The sequence below is a fragment of the Collinsella sp. AM42-18AC genome (assembly GCF_003467965.1).
Taxonomy (GTDB): domain Bacteria; phylum Actinomycetota; class Coriobacteriia; order Coriobacteriales; family Coriobacteriaceae; genus Collinsella.
In genome coordinates, this window is record NZ_QSFY01000008.1 from 38,257 (window position 1) to 56,337 (window position 18,081).

Here is an 18,081-nt window from a genome sequence, read left to right on the forward strand (position 1 = left end):
TGGTCGCCTGCTCTACAGTCCTGGCTCGCACGGAGGCCACATTAAGTGGCCTCCGGCTCGTGCGGAACTCGCGATCGACCAAATACCAAAGCCCTCGGAACTTAGGATACATGGTTGGAGTGGCTGGATGTCAAAATTTATCAGCTGGGGACGTGCTGTTCATTGCGCATCGAAATATTCACACCACCGTGTAAATAAAAAGAAGTACCGGTTGGGGCCGGTACTTCTTTTGGTTCTAATGCTTTGCTTTCTGGGCTCTGTGAACCTATTTATAGGCCGCAGGCTGCTTTGAGTTCTTCGACTCGATCGGTTTTCTCCCAGGTGAAGTCGGCGTCTTCGCGGCCGAAGTGACCGTAGGCTGCCGTCTTTTCGTAGATGGGGCGACGCAGGTCTAGGTCGCGGATGATTGCGCCCGGGCGCAGGTCGAAGGTCTTCTCGACGGCCTCGACGATCTTGTCCTCGGCAACATGCGCGGTACCGAAGGTGTCGACCATGATTGAGAGGGGCTTGGAAACGCCGATGGCGTAGGCGAGCTCGACTTCACAGCGGTCGGCCAGACCGGCGGCGACCACGTTCTTAGCGACCCAGCGCGCGGCATACGCGGCGGAACGGTCGACCTTGGTGCAGTCCTTGCCGCTAAAGGCGCCACCGCCGTGACGGCCGTAGCCGCCGTAGGTGTCGACGATGATCTTGCGGCCGGTGAGGCCCGTGTCGCCCATGGGGCCGCCCACGACAAAGCGACCGGTGGGGTTCACGTAGATCTCCGCGTTGTCCCACGGCATGTTCTCGGCGGCCATGACCGGGGTGATGACGTGCTCGATGAGGTCGGCCTTGATCTTGCCCATGTCCTCGATCTCGGCGGCGTGCTGCGTGGAGATGACGATGGTCGTGACCTCGACGGGCTTGCCTTCCTCGTAGCGCACGGTGACCTGGGTCTTGCCGTCGGGACGCAGATAGGCGAGGGTACCGTCGTGACGCACGGCGGCCAGGCGCTCGGCCAGGCGGCTTGCCAGGTAGTGTGGCATGGGCATGAGGGTCTTGGTCTCGTTGGAGGCATAACCGAACATCATGCCCTGGTCGCCGGCGCCGATCAGGTCGATCGGGTCGGTGGTAGCGCCGGTCTGGGTCTCGAAGGACTCGTCAACGCCCTGGGCGATATCGGGCGACTGCTCGTGGATGAGGCTCATAACGCCGCAGGTGTCGCAGTCAAAACCGAACTTGGCGCGGTTGTAGCCAATGCGGCGGATGACGCCGCGGGCGATTTCCTGTACGTCGACGTAGGCCTGGGTGCGAATCTCGCCGGCGACGATGACGGTGCCGGTGGTCACGAGGGTCTCGCAGGCGCAGCGGACGTTCTCCACGTTGGCAGGCACGCCGTTGGGGGCGATGTAGCCCTGCTCCTGGAGCTCTATTTCTTTGGCGAGGATTGCGTCGAGGACGGCGTCACTGATCTGGTCAGCGATCTTATCGGGATGACCTTCGGTCACCGACTCCGACGTAAAAACAAAGGACCCGTGTTGGGGTGGAATGGAACGAAGTTCTTCTGACATGATTGTCCTTTCAAAAACGTGTCCCGGCGACCGTTACCATTCCGCCGGGCTCTCTATGCAAGGGCACATCATAGCGCGTAAATCAAACATTCACACCCTTTCCGCACCTACTCATTGGGGACAGACTTAAATGACCAGCCTTACCTAAGTGCCGACAGGTTGCCCAAAGACTGATCATTTAAGTCTGTCCCCAATGAGTGGGTCGGTGCCCTTTGTGCGGAGGTTGCTTTGTTGCTTTATACTGATGCGGTTAGACATCCATCCTGCAATCGAGGAGATTTCCATGGCATCAGACGTTCGCGTCCGCTTTGCACCCTCACCGACGGGCAAGCTGCACATCGGCGGCGCCCGCACCGCTATCTATAACTGGGCTTTCGCCCGCGCAAACGGCGGCACGTTCATCCTGCGCATCGACGACACCGACCCCACCCGTTCCACCGACGAGAACACGCAGATCATTCTGCGCGCCATGCGTTGGCTGGGCTTGGACTGGGACGAGGGCCCCGAGGTGGGCGGCGACTATGGCCCTTACGCACAGACCGAGCGCCTGGACCTGTACAAGCAGGCCGCCCAGAAGCTCTGGGACGAGGGCAAGGCCTATCCCTGCTTCTGCACCAAGGAGCAGCTCGACGCCGATCGCAAGGCCGCGCAGGAGCGCAAGGACCCCTTCCAGGGCTACCAGCGCCGCTGCCGCGATCTTGATCCTGAGGAGGCCCGCCGCCGCATCGAGGCCGGCGAGTCTTACGTCCTGCGCATCAAGGTGCCCGAGGACCGCGGCGACGTCGTTATCCACGACGCCGTCCACGGCGAGGTGACCTTCGACGCCAAGGAGCTCGACGACTTCGTCATCTTCCGCTCCGATGGCACGCCCACGTACAACTTCGCGACCGTCGTCGACGACGCCATGATGAAGATCACCCATGTCATCCGCGGCGACGACCACCTGTCCAACACCCCGCGCCAGGTCATGGTCTACGAGGCCCTCGGCGCGCCCGTGCCCACGTTCGCCCACATCTCCATGATCCTGGGCGCCGACGGTAAGAAGCTCTCCAAGCGCCACGGCGCAACTTCGGTGGAGGAGTACCGCGACGCCGGTTACCTTTCCGACGCCTTCGTCAACTACCTGGCGCTGCTCGGCTGGTCGCTCGACGGCGAGACCACGATCATCCCGCGCGATGTCCTAGCCAGCAAGTTCTCGCTCGACCGCATCTCCAAGAACCCGGCGACCTTCGACCCCAAGAAGCTTGATTGGGTTAATGCCGAGTACATCAACGGCATGTCCGATGCTCAGTTTGCCGATGAGATCATGGTCCCCGAGCTGCACGAGGCGGGTCTCATCGAGGGTAATGTCGAGTACGGCGAGGATTGGATCGATGCGCTTGCTGCCATCGTTAAGCCGCGCACCAAGATGCCTGCCGACGCCGTGACCGTCGCTGCTCCCATCTTTGCTACGGCCGAGACGCTCGAGTATGACGAGAAATCCGTCAACAAAGGCCTGGCCAAGGAGGGCATGGGTGCCATTCTGGACGCCGCCAAGGCTGCTCTCGAGGGTGTGGACGAGTGGACGGCTGACAACATCGACGCCGCGCTTGAGCCGCTGCCCGAGCAGATGGACCTTAAGAAGCGCGTGGTGTTCCAGGCCGTGCGCGTCGCCGTCTGCGGCAATATGGTGAGCCCTCCGCTGGGCGAGACCATGGCGCTCGTCGGCCGTGACGACTGTCTGGCGCGTATCGACCGCGCCCGCACGATGGCGCTATAGTAGACGCGTAAACGCATGTATCCGAGCCCCGTTCCCCCGAGCGGGGCTCTTGTTTCTGTACCAATGAGTGGGTTGCTGGGACAAAATAATCAGTAGTGTTTGTCCCATGTTCGAGTGACGCAACGAGCTCGACACTCGTATCGGCCATGGGACAAACTCTACTGATTATTTTGTCCCACCCCTTTCAGGTCCGTTCGTTAGAGGTGGTGTATGGCTCAACAACTGTCGCTGTTTGGTTCGCCGGAACCGGAGGAGGCTCTGGTGAAGCTCATGCCTGCCGCTGCCTCGGCTCAGCCTAAGCCTGCACCTGAGCCCATCGCTGCCTACGCGAGCGTGGTTCTCGACATTCCTACCCGAGCGCTGTCCGAGCCATTCGCCTACTGCATCCCCGAGTCCCTTGCCAACGAGGTCCAGATCGGATCCACGGTCCTGGTCCACTTTGGTAACCGTGCCGCCGCGGGCTATGTCGTCGACATTGCGCCTGATCTGGGCGATCTGCCGGGTAACAACGCCCTCGACCCCGTGCGCATCAAGCCCATCGAGGCCATTCTCAGCAAACCGCTCTTTACCGCCGAAGCCGCCCGCATCGCACGTTGGATGAGCCGCGAGTATGTCGCGACGCTTTCCGAGTGCCTGCGCCTGTTCTTGCCTCCGGGTGGCAGCCCGCGTGTGGTCAAGGGCGACGACGGCGTGTGGACGGTTGAACGTCCAGCCGTCAAACCCATCCAAAACCGCTGGGTGATGCTTACGCCCGAAGGCTTTGACTACACGCCACCCAAGACCGCGGTCCGCCAGCGCCAACTCATCGAGGCGCTCCAGTGTGGTCCTGTCACGACGCGCGACCTCAACCTTCTCTATAACAGTATGTCGGCGACCATCAAGTCGCTCGAAAAACGCGGCGTCGTGGTGGTGGAAGAGCGCCGCGCCTGGCGTGGCTGCAGCGAGCAGACCACGCTGTCCTCGGCAAGCGGCAAGGCGCCGGTCTCCCTTACCAACGGCCAGCAACAGGCACTCGCTCAGATTGAGCGCGCCTGTCTGGACGCCCATGGCGACGTGGTGCTGGTTGACGGCGTCACCGGCTCCGGCAAAACCGAGGTTTACCTCTCCGCTATCGAGCGCGTGCTCTCAGCTGGCCGTTCGGCCTGCGTGCTGGTGCCCGAGATCTCGCTGACGGCCCAGACCGTCGGCCGCTTCCGCTCGCGTTTTGGCGAGACGGTCGCCGTGTTCCACTCACGCCTTTCGGCCGGTGAGCGCTTGGACCAGTGGGATATGGTCGCCAGCGGTGCCGCTCGCGTGGTCGTCGGTGCACGCTCGGCGCTCTTTTGCCCGCTTAACGACCTGGGCCTCATTATCATTGATGAGGAGCACGAGACCAGTTACAAGCAAGGCTCCAGCCCGCGTTACCACGCGCGCGAGGTGGCGGCCGAGATGGCGCGGCGCTACCGCTGCCCACTCGTGTTGGGCTCGGCCACGCCTTCTGCCGAGGCCCTCGACCGCTGCCGACGCGGAACGTATAACGGTGCCACCTGGACGCGCGTCGAGATGCCCGAGCGCCCGGGACACGCCGTGCTACCTACGGTCCGTATTGCCGATCTGCGCCGCGAGTTTTCACACGGCAGCCGCTCCATGTTCTCAAAACCGCTGATGGAAGGCCTGGGGCGTGTGGTCGAGCGCCGCGAAAAGGCCGTGCTGCTGCACAACCGCCGCGGTTTTGCGCCGTTTTTGATGTGCCGCGAGTGCGGCTGCGTTCCCACCTGCAACCACTGCTCCACCGCGCTTACGTATCACGAGCGCACGCACACGCTGCAATGTCACACATGCGGATCCTCCTGGCGCGTGCAGCCGTATCCCGCGTCCACGAGCCGTTGCCCCAAATGTGGCAGTCGCTACCTGGCAAAAATGGGCCTTGGCACGCAGCAGATCGAGGATGCGCTGCACCAGATGCTGCCCGAGGACGTCGCCATCATTCGCATGGATGCCGATTCCACGCGCGGCAAGGATGCGCACAAAAAGCTGCTCGAGCAGTTCGATGCCGCCGATTGCGCGGTGCTGTTGGGTACCCAGATGATCGCCAAGGGTCTCGACTTTCCCGAGGTCACGCTCGTGGGCGTGGTCAATGCCGACTTTGCCCTCAAGATGCCCGATTTTAGAGCAGGGGAGCGCGCCTACGATCTGCTGGAGCAGGTCGCGGGCCGTGCCGGTCGCGGCGATCGTCCCGGCGAGGTCATCATCCAGACCTACCTGCCCGAGGATCCGGTCATCCGCGCCGTCGCTGAGCACGATCGCTCTATCTTTACCGACCACGACCTGGACCAGCGCCGCGACGCGCTGTACCCGCCGTTTGTTCGCCTTGTCAACCTCTTGGTGTGGTCGGCGAACCGAGACGACGCGCAGGACTACATCGGGCGCATTGCAAAACTCCTTAAGCGCCGCTGGCATGCCGCCGCGCCCGACTTTTTGCGGGCAGGGAGTGCCGTGCCGCAGGTGCTGGGCCCGGCTTCGTGTGTAATCGAGAGAGCCAAGGACCGTTATCGCTTCCACCTGCTTGTGAAGTCGCCCGTGGGGTACCATGTCTCTGATGATATCGACGCCTGCCTCAAAGAGGTGGGCTCCGTGCGCGGCGTGAGCGTGAGCGTTGACGTCGACGCCTATGATTTGATGTAACAAACCGAAAGGATGGCCATGGAAGCCAACGGAATCGTACTGTCGCCCGACCCTCGTCTGCGCCAGGAGTGCACCGTCATCGAGGAGATCACCCCGGCGATCGAGGCGCTTGCCGAGAAGATGAAGAAAATGATGTTCGATAACGGCGGTTGCGGCCTGGCTGCTCCGCAGATCGGCGAGCTCATTCAGCTCGTTACCATCGACTGCGACTACAGCGACAAGAACGACTACGACCCGTACGTGCTCATCAATCCCGTGATTGTCGAGCAAAGCGACCATCTCGTTCCGTATAGCGAGGGCTGTCTATCCATTCCTGGCATTAGCTGTGAGATCGAGCGTCCCGACCATGTCGTCGTCGAGGCGTATGACCTGGACGCCAACCTGATTCGCTATGAGGCCTCGGGCGATCTGTTCTGCGTGTGCCTGCAGCACGAGATCGATCACCTGCACGGCAACACCATGTTCGAGCGACTGAAGCCCATGCAGAGGCTCAAGGCCGTCAAGGAGTACCAGGACGCCCTGGCCCGCGGCGCTCGACCGGGCGAGACGGAGTAGGTTTGTCCGTCCCCGGGGTGCCGTCGGGCCAGGGATGGGCGTCTTCGCTGATAGGTGCTTTGCTGAAAGAGCTGCTTTTATTGCGGCTCTTTCTTTGGTTTTGGGTATATTTGTTCTTGTTGAAATGTTATTGCGGATGGGCTGGTGACTTGGCTTTCCGCTGTTCTTTGTAGCCGTCTCGGCTTTGGTTGAGAGGAGACGTTCTTTATGCGTATTGTGTTTATGGGTACGCCTGATTTTGCTGTGCCCTCGCTGGCTTCGCTTGTCGAGGCTGGAAACGAGATTGCGCTTGTTGTTACTCGTCCTGATGCTGTTCGTGGGCGTGGTAAGAAGCTGGAGCCGTCTCCTGTTAAGGCTAAGGCGCTCGAGCTTGGTCTGCCTGTTGTTGAGGCTAATCGTATGACGCCTGAGGTTGTTGAGGTGCTCCAGGCTGCCCAGGCTGACATTTTCTGTGTGGCTGCTTATGGCTGTATTTTGCCTGATGAGGTGCTGCATATAGCGCCGCTTGGTATTGTGAATGTTCATGCGTCCTTGCTGCCTCGTTGGCGTGGGGCTGCTCCTATTCAGCGTGCCATTCTTGCTGGTGATGAGATTGCTGGCGTTTCTATTATGCGCATTGGGCATGGCGTGGATACTGGTGCTTATTGTGCTCAGACTTCCACGTCGGTTGCCGGTAAGCATGCCGAGGCGCTGACTATGGAGCTCGCTGAGCTCGGCGGCAAACTGCTTGCCGATACGCTTCCTTCTCTTGCCGATGGCACCGCCGTGTGGATCGAACAGGATGAGTCGCTTGTTACCCATGCTGCCAAGATTTCTAAGCAGGAGATGCGCTTGGATCCGCACATGGCGGCGCTCGATTGCGCGCGTCATGTGCTGGCCTCTTCCGATACCGCGCCTGCTCGTTGCGTGATTGCCGGCAAGACCGTGCGCGTGTTCGATGCTGCGCCGGCTGATGTGTCGCTTGGTGAGGGGCTCGTCGCCGTTCAGGCCAAGCATGTTTACCTGGGCCTTTTCGATGGCTCGGTCGAGTTGCTCGAGGTTAAGCCTGATGGCAAGCGTGCTATGACTGCTTCTGCTTGGGCTGCTGGCTTGCAGGGTGCCGATCTTTCGTGGGGTGTATTGTCATGAGCAAGCTGTCTCCCGCGCGCAAGCTTGCGCTCGATGTACTGATGGAGGCCGATCGCCGCGGCATGTATGCGCGCGACGTGCTGTCCTCTCGCGCATCGGCCAAGGCTATTGACCAGCGCGATTCCGCTTTTGCCGTCCGCTTGGCGCTGGGCGTGGCCGCCACGCAGGGTATTTTGGACGAGCTGCTCGACCAGTTTCTCGATAAACCCAAAAAGGTTGCGCCGCGCGTTCGCATGGCGCTTCGTATCTCGGCCTTCGAGATGCTCTACCTGCATACGCCGGGCCGCGTTGCCGTGAGCCAGGGTGTTGAGCTGGTGCGCAGCGGTGCTAAGTCTGCCGCGGGCCTGGCTAACGCGGTGCTGCACAAGGTTGCGGACAATGTTGAGGACTTTGCCACGGCATCTGACGTGGATGAGTCCGAGCGCCGTTTGGTTCGTCTGTCTCGCCTGATGGGCTTGCCGCGCTGGCTGTGCGCTCGCATTATGGCGTCGTTTGACACGCCAGAGGGTGCGCTTAACTTTGCCGGCAATCTGGCCCCCGCACCGCTGGCCCTGCATGAGAACGCCTTTGCGACTAAGCCCGATCCGTATATCTCGCAGCTCGTCGCGCCTGTCTTCCCGGGCTGTCATGCCCCGGTTGATGCCCAGGTTACTGTTGCTTCGGGTGTGTTTGAGCGTGCTGCCGCGGTGGCATCTGACCTCAACGCGCAACTTATCGCCACAGCTGCCACGCGCCCTGGTAGCTGCCTTGAGATTGGTGCCGGTCGTGGCACCAAGACCTATGTGATGATGTGTCAGGCCAAGCGTGCGGGCTACGAGCGTCAGCATACGGCGCTCGATCTTCATGATCGCAAGTGCGATCTGAATCTCGCTCGCCTGCATAAGGCCGGTATTCAGGGCGTTCGTACGGTTTCGGGTGATGCTTGCGAGCTTGATGAGGTGCTCACATCGTTTGATGCCATGCTTGGCGAGCCGGTTAAGTTCGACACGGTCTTTATCGATGCGCCGTGCTCGGGCACCGGCACCATGCGCCGTCATCCCGAGATCCCGTGGCGCCTAACTGAGAATGACGTTACGACCGAGTTGCCCAAACTGCAGCTGACGATGCTCAAAGAGGCTGCCGCGCGCGTGGCTGCCGGTGGCGAGCTCATCTATGCGACGTGCTCGGTCTTCGACGAGGAGAACACGCAGGTGGTGGACGCTTTCCTGAACTCACCCGAGGGTACCGGCTTTACCGTGGCGCCACTCTCCGAGGCGCAGATCCTGCAGCTCCCCGAGTTCGATCAGGCTAAGAAGCTTGTCTCCGTACGTCAGAACGATCGAGGCCTCTTCCAAAGCGTGCCCGTTAACGCCGACTCCTACGACGGCCACTTCTGCGCCAGGCTGGTGCGCAACTAATACGGCACCCGAGGGTTGACCCGCTTGCCATGAAATGGGCCTATCTACTACATTAAACCCATTACCCCCAACCATGCCGAATTTAGCGAATTCAAAACCGCAGGTAGACGGCTCGTCGATTTTGTAAAAACGCAGGTGTGCTCGGACTATACGGGTCAAACGTAGTAGATAGGCCGTTTTCGTGGCGCAACCCCAGACCAGTCGCCGGGGCGTTGTTCATTCCTGAAAAAATTCAACCCCGCGATCGGGCTTGATCGCGGGGCCACTTGTCACTAGTGGCTATGCGGGCAGTTAGCGCAGCAGCCGCTGGTGGCGCTGGTGCTGGAGCCGCCGCTTCGCTGGTCGGTGTTGTAGAAGCCGCTGCCCTCAAACTTGATGCCGCTGGCCGAGAACGTCTTGGCGGCCGGAGCGCCGCAGTTGGGGCACACGACCTCGGGGGTCTCGGACATGGGATGCTCAACCTCAAACACATTGCCGCAGCTCGTGCACTTGTAATCGTAGCGCGCCATAATACTTCCTTTTCAGTACAAAGCGGGCAGATCACTCTGCCCGCAAAAATTCAAACGTCTGTAACTGTACCCTATATCGGGCGTTTTATCACGGTTCGCTCCAGAATCTATGGGTGTTGCGCAGGAGCTGCGCAGTTTTGCCCTCGGCGGCCGCAACGTCGGCCTCGTCAGCCTGCCAGGTCCAGTTGCCCGTGGCCACGCCCGGTACATTCATGCGCGCATCGTCGCCAAGCCCCAGGACATCCTGCAGCGGCATCATCACCAGGGGAGCGTCGCTTGCCAGGGCGTTGCCCATGAGCTCGCTTGCCAATGCAATGCCGCTCGGCTCGTCGCCGCCCGCAAAGGAGCGCGTGCACCAGCCGGCAAGCGTCGAGGTGTCGTGCGTCGAGGTGTACAGGATCTTGCCCGGTGTGGGATGAATTCCGCAGCGAACGTCGTAGTCGCTAAACTCCAGCACGTCCATGCCGGGGAAGCCGCAGGTCGAAGCCATCGCACGAACGCCAGGCGTCAGATAGCCCAGGTCCTCGGCGATAAAGTTGAGCGGACCCAGCTCGTCGTAGGCGGTCTGGAACAGGTCTTTGCCCGGGCCCGCAAGCCAGCGGCCATCGGCACAGGCCTTGCCGGCGGGGATGCTAAAGTAGCTGTGGAAGCCCAAGAAGTGGTCCAGGCGCACGCGGTCGTAGAGCGAAAACGCACGACGCAGGCGATCCATCCACCAGCTATAGCCGTTCTGCTTCATGTGGTCCCAGCGGAAGGTGGGGTTACCCCACACCTGGCCCTCGGGCGCAAAGTTGTCGGGCGGCGCGCCCGAAATTTCAATTGCCTTGCCGGTATCGGACAGCCAGAAGTTTTCGGGCTCGCTCCACGCGTCGGCCGAATCGTCCGAGACATACATGGGGATATCGCCGATGACCTCGATGCCTTTCTTGTGTGCATAGTTCATGAGCTCGCACCAGGCAAGGTCAAAGCGATACTGCATATACGCCTGCAGCTCGGCCTCGTCGTGGAAGCGCTTGTCATCGATCAGATGCTCGTTGTAGCGCGCGACATCCGCCGGCCAATCGTGGCGCGACAGCCCCTCAAAGTGCTTCTTGACCGCCATGTAGACGCAGTATTTCTCGAGCCAATCGGCGTTGCGATGTTTAAACGCCGTGTACAGCGGGTCGGCATCCTCGCCGCCGCGGGTCTTCCAGGTGGCAAAGTCGGCAGCCAGCTCCTCGTGGCTCTCGGGCAGCAGGTCGATATTGCCTGCAAAGGCCGAAGGACCGGCATAGGGGGAGCGGAAGAAGTCCGTGGGATTGACGGGCAGAACCTGCCAGTAGCGCATGCCCATGGCGGCCAGGTGGTCGATAAAGCGACGCGTGGGCGCACCGATTGTGCCAGGCTTGCCGTCATCGGTCGGCACCGAGGTGATGTGGCACACGACGCCCGCGCCGTGATCAAGCGGCTCCTGCAGGCGCTGCTCGGCATGGTGATAGATAATCGACGAGCCCAGCGGATACAGATCGAGCGTGACCGTACCGTTGTGGATCTCGCACTCGTGACCGCTGATCACGTCACTCGCGCATTCGCCGAGCGCCGGAATCGTCACGCGGTGCGAATTGCGCAGGCTGCGGTTGATGATAACCGTCGCGGACTCGCCATCCTTGCCCGTGCGGTTGTATGCCAGCACCTCGTCGTTGAGCGCGAAGGCCTTGATCTCGCCGTCGATCATAAATGGCAGTGCGCGGCGTACGGCGGAGGCGTTCTTGACAATAGCCAGCGTGTCGAAGTCGTGCAGATGGTCCTTGGTCGGCAGCGTGCGGCGGTTGCCCGGATCGGTGAGGCCCTCCAGGCCGTACTCGTCGCCATAATAGATCGAGGGCACGCCCGGGAAGGTCATCTGCATGAGCGTCGCCAGCCAAAAGCGGCTCTTGGCCAGGCCCATCGAGTTCTCGTCCAGGCGCCATTTGCTGCGTTCGCTCTCGGGCAGCTGCGACTCGTCAGGGCCACCGCCGAGCACCGAGATGATGCGCGGGCGGTCGTGGCTCGAAAGCAGATTGAGCGCGCAGGACAGTGCCTCGCGCGGGTAATTCTCGCGTAGGGTCTCGATGTCCTCGGCAGCCTGATAGGCATTCTTGTAGCCCATCAAAAAGCCGATGACCATGTCGCGGAAGGGGTAATCCATAGCAGAGTCCAGCTCGGAGCCCTGCAGGTAGCGGCGCAGATGGCCGTAGCTGATCTTGTTGGAGGCGTCTTCCCAGACCTCGCCGAGTAGCAGCGCGTCGGGCTTCTCGGCGAGTACGGCCTTCTTGATTTCGGCCAGGAAGTCGTCGGAAAGCTCGTCAGCTACGTCCAGGCGCCAACCATGGGCACCGGCGCGCAGCCATTTGCGAATCACGCCGTCTTTGCCCAGAAGCTTTTCGCGTACCAGCTCGGAGCTCTCATTGATGGCGGGCATGTTGCCCACGCCCCACCAGCAGTCATACGACCCGTCCTCATGGAAGTAAAACGCATCGCGCCACGGCGAGTCCTCGCTCTGCCAGGCACCCACGCCGGGGTAGTTGCCGTAGCGGTTAAAGTAGATCGAGTCGTCGCCCGTATGGTTGAAGACGCCGTCCAGAATAATGGAAATGCCGAGCTTCTCGGCCGCCTCGCACAGCTCGGTAAAATCCTGCTCGGTGCCCAGGATCGGGTCGATCTTGGTGTAGTCGGCCGTGTCGTAGCGGTGGTTGCTCGCGGCCTCAAAGATGGGGTTGAGGTAGATGGCCGTAAAGCCTAGCTCGGCAATGCGGGGCAGGTCATTTTGGATACCCTTGAGCGAGCCGCCGTAAAAATCCCAGGTCTTGATGGAGCCGTCTTCGGCACGCTCGTACTCCGGCGGTTCGTTCCAGTCCTCGACCATGCGGCGCTGGATTCCGTTGCGAGGCTTTTCGACTTCGGTCAGCGTGCGCTCGCGCCAGTTCTCGTCGCGGGCGTAGCGGTCGGGGAAGATCTGGTAAACCATGCCACGCTCGTACCACTCGGGACGAACTTCGCGGTGCTTGTAGACGGTAATCTGGAACGACGGGACCTCGGCGTAGTCGTAGGTTACGCCCTCGCCACCGGTGCGACCCTGCGGCGCGCCCAAGCGGACGTCGGGCTGGCCCTCGATATTGCAGATAAAGCTGTACCAGATAAGACAGGGCTCGGTGCACTCAAGCTCTACGGTAAATATGCCGTCGCCCTCGTGCGTCATGGGATACCGAGACTCACCGATTTCATCTACCCAGGTGCGCAGCGTAAGCGTTGCCTGGTTGGGATCGGCATCCTCCAATATCACCGAGAGGGAAACGGAAGTTCCAGTGGTCACAGCGCCAAACGGAGTGCGAAACTGCGGCAGGCGGCTGTTGTGAATCAATCTCATAGTACGGTCCAGTTCTATACAATCATGGCCAGCGGGCCATGGGCTTAACGCACAAGGTGTAAGTATATCTGTTGTACATAGGGTGTATAAACAACATCCGTTTACCATCGGCGAACGGTTGTCCTAGAAAATCGTTTTACCACCCAAATTATCGCGGTATTCGAAAACGCCCAGACGGATACTATTTGTAGTCAAACAAAAGTACTTCGGTTTACTACGACGATTTGAATGATCTCAAGCACTGTCAATTTGGTGATATTAAAACCGCAGGTAGAAGCGTTGTCAATTTCGAAGATTACTCGCCGTGGTCGGCCAGAGCTATTTTGTCGTAGTAAACCGGCCCTCTTTTTAATACAGAAGTTCAACCAAGAAGAGGGCGCCTGATTGGGGCGCCCTCTTTTGCGTTGGATTAAGTTTTAATCGTCCGGATTAGCGACGCTTGCGGGTGGCCGTCGCCTTACGGACGGAGGTCTTCTTGGTCGGAGCCTTTTTCTCAGTGGGAGCGGCGGGGGAGGCCGGGGCCTCCTTGGCGGGCTCGGCCTTTGCCGAAGCCTTTGGAGCGGTCTTGACCTCAGCGGCCTTCGGCGCCGGTTCGGCCTTTACTGCGGGCTTGTCCTCGGCTTTAGCCTCTGCCTTGGAAGCGGCTGTCTTGGTCGTGGCCTTTTTGACCGTCGTCGTAGCGCGCTTGCGCGTGCTGGTCTTGGCGGCCGGCTTAACCTCGACAGCTTCCTCAGCCTTTGTCTCAGCGGGCGTCTCCTCGACTTTGGCGGCCGGCTTTGCGGCGGCCTTCGGAGTCGTCTTCGCGGCGGCCTTCGTCGTAGCAGCCTTCGTGGTCGTCGACTTAGTAGCCGTGGTCTTCTTGGCTGCCGTTGCCTTCTTGGTGGACGCGGTCGTCTTCTTGGCAGCGGTCTTGGCCGGAGCCTTTGCCGCGGGCTTAGCCTCGGCGGTGGCCTCAGCCTTTACCTCGGGAACAGCCTCGGCCTCGGCGGCCTTCTTGGCGGCTGAGGTGGTGCGCTTGCGCGTGGTCGTTGTCTTGGCAGCGGTGGTCTTGGTCGCCGCCGTCTTGGTCGCTGTGGCCTTCTTAGCCGTTGCCCTGCGGGCCGTCGTCTTCTTTGCCGTAGGCTTCGCAGCAGGCTCGGGCTCGGGAGTAGCCTCGGCCTTCACCTTAGGATCGGCCTTAACGGGCTCAGCTTCAACCGGCTTCTCCTCGGCCTTGGGCTCCTCGGCAGCAGCGGGCTCCTCGACAGCCGCAGCAGCCTCCACAGCCGCCGGCCTCTCAATCTCCGGGTGCATAAAGAAGTACAGGTCCAGATACTTGTCGGCCGAGCGCGTCCAGCTAAAGTCCTGGCTCATGGCCTGCGTGATCAGCTGGTTCCAGGCATCGCGGTTATCCCAGAACAGGCGAGCCGCGCGGAACACCGCGTCGCCCATCTCGTCGCCGTTAAAGTTGGTAAACGAGAAGCCCGTGCCCTCGCCGGTAAACTCGTTGTACGGCTGCACGGTGTCCTTCAGACCACCGGTCTCGCGAACAATCGGCAGGGTGCCGTAGCGCATGGCGATGATCTGTGACAGGCCGCAGGGCTCAAACTTCGAAGGCATCAGGAACATGTCGGCGGCGGCGTACATGCGCTGCGACAGCGCCGGATCAAATTCGATGCGCGCGGCCATGGTGCCGGGGTACTTGTCCTGGAAGTAGCGTAGGCCGTCCTCGTAGTCGCGGTCGCCGGTGCCCAGCACGGCCACCTGAACGCCGCCGGCAAGAATGCGGTCGAGCGCGTACATGACCAGGTCCATGCCCTTCTGGCGCGTCAGGCGCGTGACCATCACCATGAGCGGACGGTCGTCGTGAACCTCGAGCCCCAGCTCTTCCTGCAGCTTGGCCTTGCACACGGCCTTGCCAGAACGGTCTTCAACCGTGTAGTTGGCGGCAATGCGCTTGTCGGTCGCCGGGTCAAAGCCGGCCACGTCAATGCCGTTCAAAATGCCCTGCAGCGCATAGGAGCGCTCGCGCAGCACACCGTCCAGGCCCTCGCCAAACTCAGGCGTCTGGATCTCGTTGGCATAGGTGGGGCTTACCGTGGTGATGGCATCGGCATAGCGCAGCGCGCCCAGCATGTAGTTGATGCTGCAGGCATCGCAACGCAGCTGTGAGGCGGCCGCCGGTATATGCGCCACGCCCAGGATGTCCTCCATCACGGTGTCGCTAAACTGGCCCTGGAACGCCACGTTGTGGATCGAGAACACGGTCTTGACGCGGTCGTACAGCGGCAGGCCCTGGTAGAACTCGCGCAGGAACACGGGCGCCAGTGCCGTCTGCCAGTCGTTGCAGTGCAGGATGTCGCACTCAAAGCCCTCGGGCAGGTGCTGCAGGCTCTCGGTGATGGCCTTGGAGAAGAACGCAAAACGCTCGCCGTCGTCAAAGAAGCCGTACGGATAGTCGCGCGCAAAGTAGCGCTCGTTGTCCACGAACATATAGGTGACGCCGTCGTGCTCGAGCTTCTCGAGCCCGCAGTACTCGTTGCGCCAGCCCAGGCTCACGTAAAAGTCGGAGAAGTGCTCCATCTGCGCCTTGTACTCGTCCTTGATGGTTGCGTACTTGGGCACCATCACGATAACCTCGGCGCCGGCGCGCACAAGCGCCGCAGGCAGCGAGCCCGCCACGTCGCCCAGGCCACCGGTCTTTACAAATGGTGCGCACTCGGCCGAGGCAAACACGATCTGCATCTTTTTGCTGGAATCTGCCATATTGTCTCCCATGTTGCAATTCGAGAATAGCCGCCTGGCACAAACCGGGCGGCTATTCTACATGTTACGAGCGATGTTGCGGTGCCAACGTTAACGTACGATGGTGGTATCAGAAGTTAACGGAGCCTTGCCCAGCACCAGGATGTTCTCGGGCGTGCCGCGAAGCTCGGTGTTGGTGGGGACCACGTTGTTCTTGTCCAGAATGGCGTTCTCGACGCGTGCGCCGCTCTTGATGATGCAGCTCTGGTTGATGATCGAGTTGGTTACCGAAGAACCTTCCTCGACCACGACGCCGCGCGACAGGATCGAGTTGCGCACGGTGCCCTTGATGATGCAGCCGGCCGAGATGATCGAGTTGCACGCGTGGCTGCCGGTCGCATAGCGCGAAGGCGGCACGTCGTGAGCCTTGGTCAGGATCGGGCGCTCGGGAACGAAGAGCTGGTCGGCCACGGTCTGGTCGAGCAGGTCCATGCTGCGGCGATACAGCGACTTTTCGCTAAACACGCCCACGACCTCGCCCTTGTACTCGTAGCTGCACACGTCGATGTTGCCAAAGTCGCCCTGGAGTGCCTCGAGCAGGTCCAGATAGTCGGCGGCCTGGTAGTGGTCGATAATCTCGAGCAGCGTCTCACGGTTGACGATGCAGCAGTCCATGGAGGCGTTATCGCCATACACGACGCCGGCGCTCACGCCCGTCAGGCGGCCGTTCTCGTTAATCTCGAGTTTGGTCTCGTCATCGACGTTACGCGTGGCCTTGCAGTACACCACGGTCATCTGGGCGCCGGAGTTCTCGTGCGCGTCGATGATGGTGTTGAGGTCCATGTTAAAGATGATGTTGGTGCCCATCATCACAACATAGGGCATGTCCGAACGCTGGAACAGCGTCTTGTTGGAGATGATGTCGCGCAGCAGGAAGCGCATGCCGCCCTTGGTGGTGCCATACGCGTTGCCGGGCACCATGAACAGACCGCCCTTCTTGCGATCCAGGCCCCAGTCCTTGCCCGAGCCCACGTGGTCGATCAGCGAGCGGTAGTTACCCGGCATGACGACACCGACGGTCTTAATGCCGGCATTCATCATGTTGGACAGCGGAAAGTCGATCAGGCGGTAGCGGCCCAAAAACGGAACGGACGCGATGGGGCGGTCCTTGAGCAGGACGCTGCCGTAGGTCGAAGAGTAGTTAGCGGTGATGTAACCGATGGCCTTGCGATTGATCATCGGATCATTCCCCCTTCCCGATAACGACGTCATTTCCAACGACGGCCGTATCCTTGGTGGTATCGACAGAGCCGAGCTTCACGCCCTCTTCGACCGTGGAGTTCTCGCCCAAAATAGCGCGGCAGATGTGTGCGCCGCTCTTAACGTGCGCACCCGGCAGCAGCACGGAGTCCTCGACCACGGCGCGCTCCTCGATAATGACATCGGTCGAAAGAATCGAGTGGCGAGCGGTGCCGTAGATCTTGCAGCCGTTGGAGACCAGGCAGTCGTCCAGGCGGCCGTCCGGTCCAATGTAGTGCGGCGGACGCGTGGTGATGTTGGACATGATGGGGAAGTTCTTGTCGAACAGATCGAACTCGGGGTTGTTGCCCAGCAGGTCCATCGAGGTCTCATGGAAGCTGGCGATGGTGCCGACATCCTTCCAAAAGCCGTGGAACTCGTAGCTGTACAGGCGTTTGTTCTCGCCGAGCAGCTTGGGGATGATGTCCTTGCCAAAGTCGTGGCTCGAGCGCTGGTCCAGAGCGTCCTCCTCGAGCGCCTCAATCAGCACGTCGGCCGAGAAGATGTAGATGCCCATGGAAGCGAGGTTCGAATCGGGCTTCTCGGGCTTCTCGGTGAACTTGGTGATGCGGCCGTCCTCGGGGTCGGTGGTCAGGATGCCAAAGCGGCTGGCCTCCTCCCACGGCACGGGCATAACGCTCACCGTGAGGTCGGCGTTGTTCTCAATATGCGTCTTGAGCATCTTGCGGTAGTCCATGCGATACAGGTGATCGCCCGAAAGAATCAGGACGTACTTGGGGTCGTTGGCCTTGATGTAGTCGAGGTTCTGCGTAATGGCGTCGGCCGTGCCCGCATACCAGGCGCCACCGGTCTGCGTCTCGTACGGCGGCAGGATCGACACGCCGCCGTCACGGCTGTCCAGATCCCACGCCTCGCCGGAGCCCACGTAGGCATGCAGCAGGTAGGGACGGTACTGCGTCAGAACGCCCACCGTGTCGATGCCCGAGTTGGAGCAGTTGGAGAGCGAAAAGTCGATAATGCGGAACTTGCCACCAAAGCTAACCGCCGGCTTGGCGATCTTTTGGGTGAGTGCCCCCAATCGGCTGCCCTGTCCTCCTGCGAGGAGCATCGCGATGCATTCTTTCTTACTCATCGATTTCTCCTTCTGTCA

Annotated in this window: 11 protein-coding genes; 5 read left to right on the plus strand and 6 right to left on the minus strand. The window is 60.9% G+C overall.

Features of this window, described 5'->3' with window-relative positions; translation table 11 throughout:
* Positions 1 to 269: 269 nt before the first annotated feature.
* Positions 270 to 1,550, minus strand: a complete 1,281-nt coding sequence (gene metK / locus DW913_RS05905; protein ID WP_117797910.1) for a methionine adenosyltransferase — start codon at positions 1,548 to 1,550, stop codon at positions 270 to 272.
* Between the two features lie 283 nt (positions 1,551 to 1,833).
* Between metK and gltX the strand changes: the two genes are divergently transcribed.
* The 5 genes from gltX (at position 1,834) to DW913_RS05930 (ending at position 9,053) form a co-directional block, all read left to right on the plus strand.
* Positions 1,834 to 3,309 carry a glutamate--tRNA ligase gene (gene gltX, locus DW913_RS05910; protein WP_117797911.1) on the plus strand — a complete coding sequence of 492 codons (1,476 nt, stop codon included), beginning with the start codon at positions 1,834 to 1,836 and terminating at the stop codon, positions 3,307 to 3,309.
* Positions 3,310 to 3,519: 210 nt separating this feature from the next.
* Entirely contained in the window at positions 3,520 to 5,973 is a 2,454-nt protein-coding gene (gene priA / locus DW913_RS05915) for a primosomal protein N' (RefSeq protein WP_117797912.1), read from the plus strand.
* An 18-nt stretch (positions 5,974 to 5,991) separates the two neighbouring features.
* Positions 5,992 to 6,528 carry a peptide deformylase gene (def, locus tag DW913_RS05920; protein WP_117797913.1) on the plus strand — a complete coding sequence of 179 codons (537 nt, stop codon included), beginning with the start codon at positions 5,992 to 5,994 and terminating at the stop codon, positions 6,526 to 6,528.
* Between the two features lie 207 nt (positions 6,529 to 6,735).
* A complete protein-coding gene (gene fmt / locus DW913_RS05925) occupies positions 6,736 to 7,656 on the plus strand; it encodes a methionyl-tRNA formyltransferase (RefSeq protein ID WP_117797914.1) in 921 nt (306 codons plus the stop codon).
* Positions 7,653 to 9,053, plus strand: coding sequence for an RsmB/NOP family class I SAM-dependent RNA methyltransferase (locus DW913_RS05930; protein ID WP_117797915.1), 1,401 nt, complete (start codon positions 7,653 to 7,655; stop codon positions 9,051 to 9,053). Before fmt ends, DW913_RS05930 begins: the two co-directional genes overlap by 4 nt.
* Positions 9,054 to 9,325: 272 nt before the next feature.
* Here the strand turns inward: DW913_RS05930 and DW913_RS05935 are convergent, their stop codons facing one another.
* The 5 genes from DW913_RS05935 to DW913_RS05955 form a co-directional block, all read right to left on the minus strand.
* Positions 9,326 to 9,562, minus strand: a complete 237-nt coding sequence (locus DW913_RS05935; protein ID WP_117797916.1) for an FmdB family zinc ribbon protein — start codon at positions 9,560 to 9,562, stop codon at positions 9,326 to 9,328.
* A gap of 88 nt (positions 9,563 to 9,650) precedes the next feature.
* On the minus strand, positions 9,651 to 12,947 hold the full coding sequence (locus DW913_RS05940) for a 4-alpha-glucanotransferase (protein ID WP_117797917.1): 3,297 nt from the start codon (positions 12,945 to 12,947) through the stop codon (positions 9,651 to 9,653).
* Positions 12,948 to 13,376: 429 nt separating this feature from the next.
* The gene (glgA, locus tag DW913_RS05945; RefSeq protein ID WP_199580781.1) at positions 13,377 to 15,692 is read right to left on the minus strand and encodes a glycogen synthase GlgA; all 2,316 of its coding nucleotides are present in this window, start codon (positions 15,690 to 15,692) and stop codon (positions 13,377 to 13,379) included.
* Between the two features lie 90 nt (positions 15,693 to 15,782).
* The gene (gene glgD, locus DW913_RS05950; protein ID WP_117797918.1) at positions 15,783 to 16,910 is read right to left on the minus strand and encodes a glucose-1-phosphate adenylyltransferase subunit GlgD; all 1,128 of its coding nucleotides are present in this window, start codon (positions 16,908 to 16,910) and stop codon (positions 15,783 to 15,785) included.
* A 4-nt stretch (positions 16,911 to 16,914) separates the two neighbouring features.
* On the minus strand, positions 16,915 to 18,063 hold the full coding sequence (locus DW913_RS05955; protein ID WP_035138263.1) for a glucose-1-phosphate adenylyltransferase: 1,149 nt from the start codon (positions 18,061 to 18,063) through the stop codon (positions 16,915 to 16,917).
* Between the last annotated feature and the right edge of the window lie 18 nt (positions 18,064 to 18,081).

What these genes read in the sequence shown, in the direction of transcription:
- metK (WP_117797910.1), bottom strand. Translation starts at nt 1,550, where the DNA reads ATGTCAGAAGAACTTCGTTCCATTCCACCCCAACACGGGTCCTTTGTT.
- gltX (WP_117797911.1), top strand. Translation starts at nt 1,834, where the DNA reads ATGGCATCAGACGTTCGCGTCCGCTTTGCACCCTCACCGACGGGCAAG.
- priA (WP_117797912.1), top strand. Translation starts at nt 3,520, where the DNA reads ATGGCTCAACAACTGTCGCTGTTTGGTTCGCCGGAACCGGAGGAGGCT.
- def (WP_117797913.1), top strand. Translation starts at nt 5,992, where the DNA reads ATGGAAGCCAACGGAATCGTACTGTCGCCCGACCCTCGTCTGCGCCAG.
- fmt (WP_117797914.1), top strand. Translation starts at nt 6,736, where the DNA reads ATGCGTATTGTGTTTATGGGTACGCCTGATTTTGCTGTGCCCTCGCTG.
- DW913_RS05930 (WP_117797915.1), top strand. Translation starts at nt 7,653, where the DNA reads ATGAGCAAGCTGTCTCCCGCGCGCAAGCTTGCGCTCGATGTACTGATG.
- DW913_RS05935 (WP_117797916.1), bottom strand. Translation starts at nt 9,562, where the DNA reads ATGGCGCGCTACGATTACAAGTGCACGAGCTGCGGCAATGTGTTTGAG.
- DW913_RS05940 (WP_117797917.1), bottom strand. Translation starts at nt 12,947, where the DNA reads ATGAGATTGATTCACAACAGCCGCCTGCCGCAGTTTCGCACTCCGTTT.
- glgA (WP_199580781.1), bottom strand. Translation starts at nt 15,692, where the DNA reads ATGGCAGATTCCAGCAAAAAGATGCAGATCGTGTTTGCCTCGGCCGAG.
- glgD (WP_117797918.1), bottom strand. Translation starts at nt 16,910, where the DNA reads ATGATCAATCGCAAGGCCATCGGTTACATCACCGCTAACTACTCTTCG.
- DW913_RS05955 (WP_035138263.1), bottom strand. Translation starts at nt 18,063, where the DNA reads ATGAGTAAGAAAGAATGCATCGCGATGCTCCTCGCAGGAGGACAGGGC.